9 protein-coding genes are annotated in these 10,594 nt (G+C 37.2%); 3 read left to right on the top strand and 6 right to left on the bottom strand.

Going from position 1 to position 10,594, the window contains the following annotated elements:
• Positions 1 to 74: 74 nt before the first annotated feature.
• On the top strand, positions 75 to 1,661 hold the full coding sequence (locus ACILQF_RS06140; RefSeq protein WP_395626536.1) for an amidohydrolase family protein: 1,587 nt from the start codon (positions 75 to 77) through the stop codon (positions 1,659 to 1,661).
• Between the two features lie 39 nt (positions 1,662 to 1,700).
• Here the strand turns inward: ACILQF_RS06140 and ACILQF_RS06135 are convergent, their stop codons facing one another.
• The gene (locus ACILQF_RS06135) at positions 1,701 to 2,486 is read right to left on the bottom strand and encodes an O-methyltransferase (protein WP_395626535.1); all 786 of its coding nucleotides are present in this window, start codon (positions 2,484 to 2,486) and stop codon (positions 1,701 to 1,703) included.
• A 128-nt stretch (positions 2,487 to 2,614) separates the two neighbouring features.
• Between ACILQF_RS06135 and ACILQF_RS06130 the strand changes: the two genes are divergently transcribed.
• Positions 2,615 to 3,502 (top strand): transglutaminase-like domain-containing protein, encoded by an 888-nt coding sequence (locus ACILQF_RS06130; protein WP_395626534.1) that lies wholly within the window; start codon positions 2,615 to 2,617, stop codon positions 3,500 to 3,502.
• A gap of 36 nt (positions 3,503 to 3,538) precedes the next feature.
• Here ACILQF_RS06130 and ACILQF_RS06125 read toward each other — a convergent pair whose 3' ends face one another.
• The 5 genes from ACILQF_RS06125 to ACILQF_RS06105 form a co-directional block, all read right to left on the bottom strand.
• Positions 3,539 to 4,168 (bottom strand): GNAT family N-acetyltransferase, encoded by a 630-nt coding sequence (locus ACILQF_RS06125; protein ID WP_395626533.1) that lies wholly within the window; start codon positions 4,166 to 4,168, stop codon positions 3,539 to 3,541.
• A 154-nt stretch (positions 4,169 to 4,322) separates the two neighbouring features.
• Positions 4,323 to 5,400 (bottom strand): peptide chain release factor 2 gene (gene prfB / locus ACILQF_RS06120; RefSeq protein ID WP_395626532.1). Its coding sequence is split into 2 segments (ribosomal slippage): positions 4,323 to 5,339 and positions 5,341 to 5,400, totalling 1,077 coding nucleotides; the frame shifts between segments, so codons are not numbered across the junction.
• 233 nt (positions 5,401 to 5,633) lie between these two features.
• Positions 5,634 to 6,536 (bottom strand): alpha/beta fold hydrolase, encoded by a 903-nt coding sequence (locus tag ACILQF_RS06115; protein WP_395626531.1) that lies wholly within the window; start codon positions 6,534 to 6,536, stop codon positions 5,634 to 5,636.
• Between the two features lie 128 nt (positions 6,537 to 6,664).
• Positions 6,665 to 8,068 carry a M16 family metallopeptidase gene (locus ACILQF_RS06110; RefSeq protein WP_395626530.1) on the bottom strand — a complete coding sequence of 468 codons (1,404 nt, stop codon included), beginning with the start codon at positions 8,066 to 8,068 and terminating at the stop codon, positions 6,665 to 6,667.
• Positions 8,069 to 8,072: 4 nt separating this feature from the next.
• Positions 8,073 to 9,386 (bottom strand): M16 family metallopeptidase, encoded by a 1,314-nt coding sequence (locus ACILQF_RS06105; protein ID WP_395626529.1) that lies wholly within the window; start codon positions 9,384 to 9,386, stop codon positions 8,073 to 8,075.
• A gap of 97 nt (positions 9,387 to 9,483) precedes the next feature.
• On the opposite strand from ACILQF_RS06105, the gene pgi reads away from it, so the two are divergent.
• Positions 9,484 to 10,594 (top strand): glucose-6-phosphate isomerase (gene pgi, locus ACILQF_RS06100; RefSeq protein WP_395626528.1); only part of this gene is annotated, 1,111 nt, incomplete at its 3' end.

The raw sequence follows: 10,594 nt of genomic DNA, 5'->3' as shown, positions 1-10,594 counted from the left end.
GGTAGAGAAATTTAGAGCTTTAACTTATCAAGCTATCAAATAAATTATATTTTTTCCCTTTAACATTATCAATTATGAAGTCATTTTTTATAGCAGCATTCATTTTACTAAGCAGTAAAATGGTTATTGGCCAAGCCACTGCCGACCTATTAATACGTAATGGGAAAATTATTGATGGCACTGGAAATTCCTGGTACTATGGCGACCTTGCCGTAAAGGATGGTAAGATTATTAAAATTGGATATATTGCTGACATTCAAGCAAGCAAAACCATTGATGCCAAAGGATTAATTGTTGCCCCTGGATTTATTGATGTTCATGGACATATTGAAGGTGGAATAATAACAACTCCTACAGCCAATAACTACATTTTTGATGGGGTTACGACGGTAATTACGGGAAATTGTGGCGGCTCGGCCGACAATATCGCTTCTTTTTTCCAAGAAATTAATCAAACCATACCCTCCATTAATGTTGCAACACTCTTTGGGCATAATACCGTTCGCTCACAAGTCATGAAACGTGATAATAGGAGTCCGACACCTGCCGAACAAAAACAAATGGAAAACCTTGTAGAACAAGCCATGAAACAAGGAGCTGTTGGTTTATCAACGGGACTCATTTATATTCCGGGCTCCTTTGCAAAAACAGAAGAGGTAAGCGCCTTGGCAAAAACGGCCGCAAAGTACAAGGGTGTTTATGCTTCTCACATTCGTAATGAAGAAAATAATGCCGTAAAGGCTGTAAATGAAGCTATTAATATTGGTAAAGAAGCCAATATCCCAGTGCAGATTTCCCACTTTAAAATTGGGGGCAAGTCTAACTGGGGGAAATCAGATATCACACTCGGATTGGTAAAGCAGGCTCGGGAGGAGGGTTGGGATGTTACCATTGATCAATATCCATACACAGCAAGTAGTACAAATTTAGGTATTCGCTTGCCCGATTGGGCATTCGCAGGAGGAAATGACTCCTTAAAAATCCGATTAAATAATCCTACAATAAGGACTCAAATAAAAAAGGAAATGTTGGAGCAGTTAGCCAGCTATAAATTTCCAGATTATAGCTATGCTGTGGTTGCCAATTACCCATCAGATACTACTTTAAATGGAAAAAACATTTCCGAAATAAATAAGTTAATAGGCCGCAAAGGAAAGGCAAAATTTGAGGCTGAAACCATTATGGATATGGTTGAAAAAGGAGGTGCCCAAATGGTTTATAATAGCATGAATGAGGTGGACGTAAAAAATATCATGAGATACCCGTTCAGCATGTTCGGTGCCGATGCAGGTGTACCTGTCCCGGGACGAGGAATGCCCCATCCAAGAGGATACGGTAGCAATGCTAGAGTACTCGGCAAATATGTACGCGATGAGAAAGTTATTAGCCTAGAGGATGCCATTCGTAGAATGAGCTCGCTGGCTGCACAAAAATTCGGACTTACCAACAGAGGTTTATTATTGCCAAATTATGCAGCAGATATTGTAATCTTTAGCGAAACAGAAGTAAATGATAGGGCTACATTCCAAAAACCACATGCTTATTCAACCGGATTTAAATATGTACTCGTTAATGGTGAGCTTGTTGTTGAGAACGAAAAACATTTAGGAACAAGAAGCGGAAAAGCGCTCTACGGACAAGGATATTCAGAATCGAAATAAATAAAAATTAATTTAATTAAAAAGAAATAAATTATCTTTTTAATAGCATACGATGAAATCTTCCTTAACTTGATTTTTACGAACAAATATGAGTCCAATCCAGAACAAATCAATACTCACACTAACTTCTGGATGTGCTTTAATTTGTGCCCAAGCTTCTTTCATACCCTTACTCCAATAGATATCATCAAATATCATGATTGAGTTCTGGCTAAGCTTCGGTAGGCACCATTCAAAATAGTTGAGGGTAGCATCTTTGCGATGATTTCCATCCACATATACAAAATCGAATGCTTCTGAAGTGTTTATAATATTAGGAAGAAGATCATCAAAATTTCCAGTTAGTATTTCGGTGTTTTGAACAAGAAGTTTATCCAAATTTTCACGGGCTAGAGCTGCAGTTGCAGGGCAACCCTCAATAGTAATCACTTTAGCACTGGGAGCAGCTTTAGCTAGATAGGCTGTAGTTATTCCTAAACAAGTACCAAGCTCAATGATAGTTCGAGGCTTAATATGTACAGCCAAACGGTATATTAATTGTGCTAAGGAGGCCGACTTTAGTGCATTTTTCGCCAAAACGCGAACCTGCTTTTTAGTACTCTTATTTAATTTAGATCCAGCTCCAAGATCAGTAATGCGTATCCAACGATTATCCTGAAGAAGGCTTGAGCGCAATTTTTCAATATCGAAATAGTCGCTTTTGGCATGATTATCGTAAATAACTTCATCTAGCAATCGGTAGACAAAAGGCGAATGCACGCCATGTCGTGTTTTACCTTTGATACGGTGTTTTAAAAAATCTATTACTGTCTGAAGGTTTGTCATCGAGGCAAATATAAGTGTCTAGACCATAATTAAAATAGAATTACAAGAATAGAGAGTAGAAAAAAACTCAATTTTGAGATTAAGAGCTTTTATTCTAGCTAATAAATTTTCTTAAATTTACCTAGATTATGATGAATGAGAAGGAAGTAGAATCTTTAATAAAATTACTTGATGATCCGGATACTGAGATATCGAGACATGTGGAGGATAAGCTTTTATCCTTCGGTAATGAAGTAATTGAATTATTGGAGAATGCATGGTCTCAGACTATGGATGCCATCCTTCAAGAAAGAATTGAAAACCTTGTTCATAAAATTCAGTTCAGCAATGTGAAGCGCGATTTAGAGCTTTGGTATATTTCTGGAGCATTCGACCTTTTACAGGGGATGTTGATAATCAATAAATACCAATATCCTGATTTAGACGAACAAAGAATCATCAATCAATTAGAAGATATTAAAAGAGACATCTGGATACAATTGATGTACGAGATGAGTGCAGTTGAGAAAGTTAAGATTATCAATAATGTACTGTATACTAGTCATGGTTTTAGGGGTAATACAAATAACCACTTAGATCCACAAAATTCCTATTTAAGTCAGGTTCTAGAGAGTAAAAAAGGCAACCAAATACTTCTAGCAGTAATATATTCCATCATTGCGCAAAAACTTGATATACCAATTTACGGAGTAAACTTACCTCAACACTTCATTCTCGCCTATGTTGAGGAAGCAGCCACAGTTCAAAATAATCATATAAACAATGATTTTGAAAACCGCATTTTGTTTTACATTAATGCATTTAATAAAGGTTTTTTATTTGGAAGAAAAGATGTAGATGCTTTCCTGAAACAATTAAATCTTAAACCATTAAACCATTTCTACGAACCCTGTAGCCATGTAGAGATTATCCAGCGCGTACTAAGAAACCTGATAAGCGCCTATGAAAAACTATCGGAAATGGAGAAAGTTGAAGAGCTACAAGAAATGTTAGCAATTTTTCCACAACCGAGGTGAAGGGCAATTAGATGGGAGACATGAGAAATAACTTATCTAAAAACGATTTCGGACTTGACGAAGGCGGTGATTTTCAACACAAAGGTTGAAGCGGAAAATCAAACTTTGATTAACCACAAATGTGTCTGCAGGCACTACACCACCACTTTTTCCAAACCAGTGTTTTAGGGTGTTTTTTTTATCAAGACAGTTTATATTTAATTCTTCAATTTCTATTTGTCGGGCATTTGCAAAACCTTTGCCTGAACCAATTTGGACAAAACCACATTTTTCTAATACTTTTTGCGAACCAAAATTGTCAAATACAACTCGTCCAAAAATTGGTCTGCTATTTTCAATGTCAACAAATATTTTTAATGCTTTTGTCGCAATACCTTGTCCCCAAAATTTTTTGTCAATCCAATATGTGATTTCAGTTTCGCCATCCATAATAAACTTAGCTATACTTCCAACAATTATGTTGTCAATGACGATTGTTTGATTATTTACTGTTGGTTCGACTAACAATTTTGTGTATTTAATCAGGTATGCTACTTTGTCTGTCGGATCTTTGGGCATAAATGCAGCCAAGTATCCGGCTTCTTTGTCAGTTTGAAATTGAAACAAAGTGTCTAAGTCCGAAATCTGTGTTGGTCTAAGTTTTATGTCGAGTTTATCGGTTTTCAATTTTGTCTAATTACTAATGAACAATTGCTAGTTTACTGACGTCCTTAAATGCCCTATAACTAGTATCTAAAATCCGATAAAAAGATTGGAGATATGAGATGTAAGATGAATATCTCAGGTCTCACATCTAGTATCTCACATCTAATATCTCTATTTAAAATTCCATCAAATAAGCTTTTAAAAATTCGTCTAGGTCGCCATCAAGCACTGCCTGTGCATTCGAGGTTTCGTGATTGGTGCGTAGATCTTTTACGAGCTTATAAGGATGTAGTACATAATTCCTTATCTGTGAACCCCATTCTATCTTTTTCTTATTGCCTTCAATGGCTGCAGAAGCTTCCTGTCGCTTTCGCATCTCTGCCTCATATAATTGAGATTTCAACAAGCGAATAGCATTTTCTTTATTTTGAAGCTGAGAACGTGACTCTTGGTTTTTAATAATAATACCTGATGGTTTATGATATAAACGAACGGCAGTCTCAACCTTATTTACGTTCTGCCCACCTGCACCACCGGAGCGGAAGGTTTCAAATTCAATATCTGCCGGATTAACATAAATCTCAATCGTATCATCCACTAATGGATATACATAAACCGAAGCAAATGAGGTATGTCGCTTTGCATTTGAATCGAAAGGTGAAATCCTGACAAGCCTATGAACGCCATTCTCCCCCTTTAAATACCCATAAGCGAAATTACCTTCAAACTGTATGGTCACAGTCTTGATTCCTGCCACATCACCTTCCTGGTAATCCTGCTCACTGACCTTAAATCCATGCTTTTCGCCCCACATAACGTACATTCTCAGTAGCATAGCAGCCCAATCGCAACTTTCGGTACCACCGGCTCCTGCAGTGATCTGCATCACAGCATTCAGCTGGTCTTCCTCCGAGCTGAGCATGTTTTTAAATTCAAGATCTTCTACCTGCTTGACTGTGATATCGTACTGCTCCTTAAGTTCTGCTTCGGTAGCATCGCCCGACTGGAAAAAATCGAGCATGACGGTAACATCTTCCACGGAAGCTTCCGCCAGCTGGAACTCATCGGTCCATTTTTTCTTATTATTTATTGAGTGTAATGCTTTTTCGGCCTCTTTAGGATCATCCCAGAAATCGGGCCTCAGGGCAATATCTTGTTCATTTTTGAGATCATCTAACTTCTTGTCGATGTCAAAGATGCCTCCTCAGAGACGTTATTCTGTCTCTTAAATCCTGAATATTTTCTTTGGTCATAGTACAAAAATAGAAAAAATTTCATCACCAATTGAGTAAAAGCTGACAGGATTATGAAGATTTTTTGAGAAAATGAAGACGTTGATTTGTAATTAGTTATGTTTTGACAAAATCGAAATTGACCGATTTTAACCGATTTGAGGGGATGTTTTCCTCACGCTGGGGTGTATTATGACTTTCATGATATTATGGTATCATTTATGACTTAGATATATCACAATCGTTAATTAAATTTATTTTGGATTCCAATCTGTTTTATCTTTTTCAGTAAACTGCTTATATGGGGTTGAAAAAAAATGATCTATATTTTTTACAAACTCATTTTTATAGATCCATGCAATCAAGTGTCCAGATGAAGGCTGAATATATAAATAAGATTTTTTAATATTTTCAAATATTTGTACAGAATGACTTGGCTTAATTACATCATAGTCACCTGAGATGATCATAGTCGGCGCTTGAATTTTATGCAAATCTTCAAATGTCATATTATTATATTCTCTTTTTATTTTTTTTAATTTTATTTTATCATTTTCTGTTTTAATTTGAATAAGATTGAGACTATCTAATAAATTTTTATGACGCTGGTTCCAATACTCGCCAATTGTTTCAGCACTAGATGTCAAGCTAGCTCCATTAATAGCAGCTTTCATTACTTGTTTCGGGTATTTCGCAGCAAGCCATAAAGCAGAATTTGCGCCAGAACTTATACCTAAAACATAAACACTATTATGATTCATTTTAATCAACAATTCACTTATGTCATCTGCAATCATTTCATCTGACAAGGAATCGGCTTTATCAATACTTTTTCCATAACTCCTACAATCAACAGCTATAACCTTGTATTTTTTTTGAAAATCGTAGATTAATGGACTGTTATTTCTTATAGTATTCCCGTTGCCATGTATTAACAACAAAGGCTCGCCTTGTCCATAAACTTCTACATACATTTTAATACCTCTAATATCATAGTATTTCCCAACACTATCATTTTCTCCATACTTAGAGGATTTAAATAAAGTTTGATAAGATTTAAATATAGAATCTATGTTAGCCTGAGCTTTTAAAATATTGGATGATGCAATGAAAAACAATAGAACAATTAGCGAATAAATTTTGATACTTTTTTTCATTTATTTTTTTTGTATGATATGGTAAGCTAACCTATTAGTCTCATTGAAGGAGTAATACTTTTATATGAACACCTCACGCAAAAAACAAAAAAGCTGACAGGATTATGAATCTTGTCAGCCTTTAAAACTTAAAATCCGTCGGCCTTAATATCTTTTTCTATAACAGGGCCATACTTTGAAGCGATACTCTTAATATCTTCCGATTTTCCAATCAATAAAAACTGAAGCTTATCCTTTGGAAAATATTTAGTGATAATCTCTTTTGACCTAGCAAGGCTTAATCCATCGACATTACTCTGAAAATTATTAATAAAAGACTCATTAAAACCATACCAAAACATCTGAGTGAGTAAACCCGCAAGCTGCCCAGCAGTTTCATAACGCGGGGGAAACTGACCTTTTACATAATTCTTAGCTGATGCCAATGTCTTTTCATCCAAACCTGTTGAATGCAGACTATCCAGAACCTGCAAGGTTTTTTCAACCGTTGGAAGCGTAGTATTTACAGCCGTAAAAGTTGAAATTGAGAAAGTTCCGGAGTTTTTCAATGGCGAAAAACTACTTCTAGCACCATAGGTAAGTCCGGAATTAACCCGAAGCTCATCATTTAACCAGGAAGTAAAGCGACCTCCAAAAACGGTATTAACCACTTCAATAGCCACAAAATCGGGGTTATCACGGCGAATTCCCATACCTCCAATTAAGAAGGTAGTTTCGCGCGCGTCTTCTTTATTTACCAACAGTACACGGGCAGTTTGCGGCGGACTTACTACCTGTGCGGCAAGATTATTCTGAGGCAATCCGGTTTTTTTCCATGCACCGAACAAACTAATGATACGTGCTTTCATCATTTTAGTGTTGAAGTCGCCCACAATAGCAATTGCTGAGCCTTGCGGACCGTAATTATTTTTGTAGAAGGTCTTAAGGTCATCCACACTAAATTTTCCAACAGTGGCGGGACTTCCATTTACAGGATTTGCATAGACATGGGAGCCATAGATAAATTTATCCCAATAGGCATTGATGACGTTTCTGGGGCTTAGCTTTGCCTGCTCAAGGCTTGAAAGAACTCGCTTTCTTTCCTTTTCAAATTCGTCTTTATCAAATATAGGGTCCACCATCACTTCCTTAAGAATCGACAAAACCTTATCAGCATCCTTTGCTGCGAATTTTGATGTAATTGTGGCTGATTCCTTACTTGCATAAGTGCTCAGATCTGCACCAATAAAATCAAGCTCCTCCTCAATTTTTGTTTTTGAATATGATTTGGTGCCATATTGTAAACCTGCGGCAGTTAAATTCGCCAAACCTGATTTCTCAGCATCATGAATAGCCCCTGCCGGAACAATGGCAGAAAGACTAATCAAAGGAACCTCATGCTGCTCCATCAGGTAAACGGTCAATCCGTTGGGCAAACTAAATTTTTCATATGCCGGAACCTTAAATCCTGTGGGGGTATTTTGAGCAATAGCCGGACTACAAAGCACTCCTGTGATGAGGATTGCAGATATATTTCTTATAAATTTTTTCATTTTCTTATTCTTCTACGTTAGATTTCAAGATACCTACTGTACGGTTTGACTTATTGAAATATTGGCTTGCTACGCGCTTCACATCCTCCGCTGTAACCTTCGAATATTCCGCAGGTGCATCAAACATCTTGCGGTAATCCCCAAAAAAGAGCTCATAGGTGCCGATATTATTCGATTTCCCATTGATCGTCTCAATCTGGCCATAAAACTCTATCAACTTCTGATTTTTGATCTTTTGAAGTTCATTTTCGGTGATCCCATCTTTTTTGATCTTATCAATCTCTGAGTAAATTGCAGATTCTATATCTTCTTCTTTCACTCCTTTTGCTGCAATTGCATAAATATTAAACAGGTTCGGATCAAAGCTCTCGCCGAAATCAGATCTAACCATATTTGCAAGCTGCTTTTTATCAACTAGCTCTGAATAAAGGCGTGATGAATTTCCGCTACTAAGAACGGCGTTTAGAATACTTAACGAATAATAATCTTTATTCGTGGCTTCGGGTGTATGATAGCCAATCATTAAATAAGGGCTAGGTACTTGCTTCTGAATGGTTACTCTGCGCTCACCAGTTTGGGGAGGCTCTACAAGGTGAACCGGTTTTGGTGTAGCATTAGCAGGTATTGAAGCCATGTATTTCTCTGCCAATCGTTTTACCTCATCAACTTTCACATTTCCTGAAATTACTACAACACAGTTATTTGGAGCATAATAGGTCCTGAAATATTTTTCAAGGTCCTCTTTGGTCCAGTTTTTTATATCCGTCTCATATCCAATAACCGTCCAATGGTAAGGATGCTCCTGAAATGCACTTGCATTAACGGCATCACTCAGCATATTCCATGGTGAGTTTTCAAGTGCTGTGCTGCGCTCCGAAAGCACGACACCACGCTCACTTTCAACCATTTTAGGATCAATGTTCAAGCTGGCGATACGATCAGACTCGAGGTCAAAAATTGTCTCCATAGCACTTGCAGGAAACCAATCTGTATAAACAGTAACATTCTGGGTGGTATAGGCATTGTTAGCGCCCCCATTAAATTCCATGGTTTGATCAAACGTTTTAGGACCGTATTTCTTTGATCCATTAAACATCATGTGCTCAAAAAAATGCGATAATCCTGTTATTCCCGGATGTTCATTTCGGGAACCAACCTTATAAAAAAGGTACATATTGGCATTGGGAATGGAATTGTCCTCAGCTACCAGGAATTTCATCCCATTTTTTAATGTAAATGTTTTAATGTCATCAGCTTTGGTCTGAGCGAGCAGGGGGATGCAGAAGCCCATGAGCAGAATGCTTAGTAATTTCTTCATTGTTTATATTGGCTTTATAGAATTTTATTAAAAATAATAGATATTAAGTCTAATTTTACAATATAATTGATTTTTCTTTAACCTAATATCTGATTCTATGCTTTCGCAACATAATTTACTGTCAACAGATGCATTCAAAGCCCTTTCCGACCATTTCAAAAGCATTGAAAAAGAAGAATTAAAGAATCTCTTTAAGGATACCACACGTTTTGAGAAATTTTCAATCACATTCGGAGATATTCTGCTTGATTATTCGAAAAACCGCATCACCGCCGAGACCCACGAGCTGCTGGTCAGGCTTGCCGAAGAATGCGAACTGAAGGAAGCTATTGAAGCCATGTTTAATGGGGAAAAGATCAATGAAACTGAACATAGGGCAGTTTTACACACCGCATTACGTAACCCCAATAATTCAGGTTTTAACCTAGATGGCAAGGATATACTAGTAGATATTCACCGTGTTTTGAACAAAATGGAACAGTTTTCTGGCCGAGTGATCAGCGGGCAATGGAAAGGATATACTGGCAAAGCAATTGCCAACATTGTGAATATTGGTATTGGTGGTTCAGATCTAGGGCCCGTAATGGTAACAGAAGCACTAAAGGCATACAGCAATCATATAAAATTACATTTCGTTTCGAATGTGGATGGTTCTCATATCGTGGAAACACTGAAAGAACTTGATCCCGAGACTACCCTCTTCATGATTGCTTCCAAAACTTTTACTACACAGGAAACTATGGCCAACGCCTTTTCTGCACGCGGCTGGTTACTAAAAAGTGGCGCTACAGAAACAGATGTAGCCAAACATTTTGTGGCTATATCAACGAATGAACAGGGCGTTTCAAAATTCGGGATTGATACAGATAATATGTTTGAATTCTGGGATTGGGTTGGCGGACGATATTCGCTGTGGAGTGCTATTGGTTTAAGTATTAGCTGCGGAATTGGATTTAGCAATTTTAAAGCCTTACTAGCTGGAGCACATGATGCAGATGAGCATTTCAGAAACACAGATTTCAATAAAAATATTCCGGTAACGCTGGCACTGCTAGGCATTTGGTATACCAATTTTTTTGGTGCTGAAAGTCAGGCGATACTGCCATACGATCAGTATATGCATCGCTTTGCGGCCTATTTTCAGCAGGGAGATATGGAAAGTAATGGAAAATCAACCGACCGTAGCGGTAAAGCTATCGACTATCAAA

Origin of the sequence: Daejeonella sp. (assembly GCF_044232565.1) — a bacterium.
Lineage (GTDB): Bacteria > Bacteroidota > Bacteroidia > Sphingobacteriales > Sphingobacteriaceae > Daejeonella.
The sequence above is the reverse complement of the archived record's forward strand: the minus strand, read 5'-3'. Positions and strand labels throughout refer to the sequence as shown.

Coding starts and splice junctions, on each gene's coding strand:
- ACILQF_RS06110 (WP_395626530.1), bottom strand. CDS start 8,068: ATGAAAAAATTTATAAGAAATATATCTGCAATCCTCATCACAGGAGTG.
- ACILQF_RS06140 (WP_395626536.1), top strand. CDS start 75: ATGAAGTCATTTTTTATAGCAGCATTCATTTTACTAAGCAGTAAAATG.
- ACILQF_RS06135 (WP_395626535.1), bottom strand. CDS start 2,486: ATGACAAACCTTCAGACAGTAATAGATTTTTTAAAACACCGTATCAAA.
- ACILQF_RS06115 (WP_395626531.1), bottom strand. CDS start 6,536: ATGAAAAAAAGTATCAAAATTTATTCGCTAATTGTTCTATTGTTTTTC.
- ACILQF_RS06130 (WP_395626534.1), top strand. CDS start 2,615: ATGATGAATGAGAAGGAAGTAGAATCTTTAATAAAATTACTTGATGAT.
- ACILQF_RS06105 (WP_395626529.1), bottom strand. CDS start 9,386: ATGAAGAAATTACTAAGCATTCTGCTCATGGGCTTCTGCATCCCCCTG.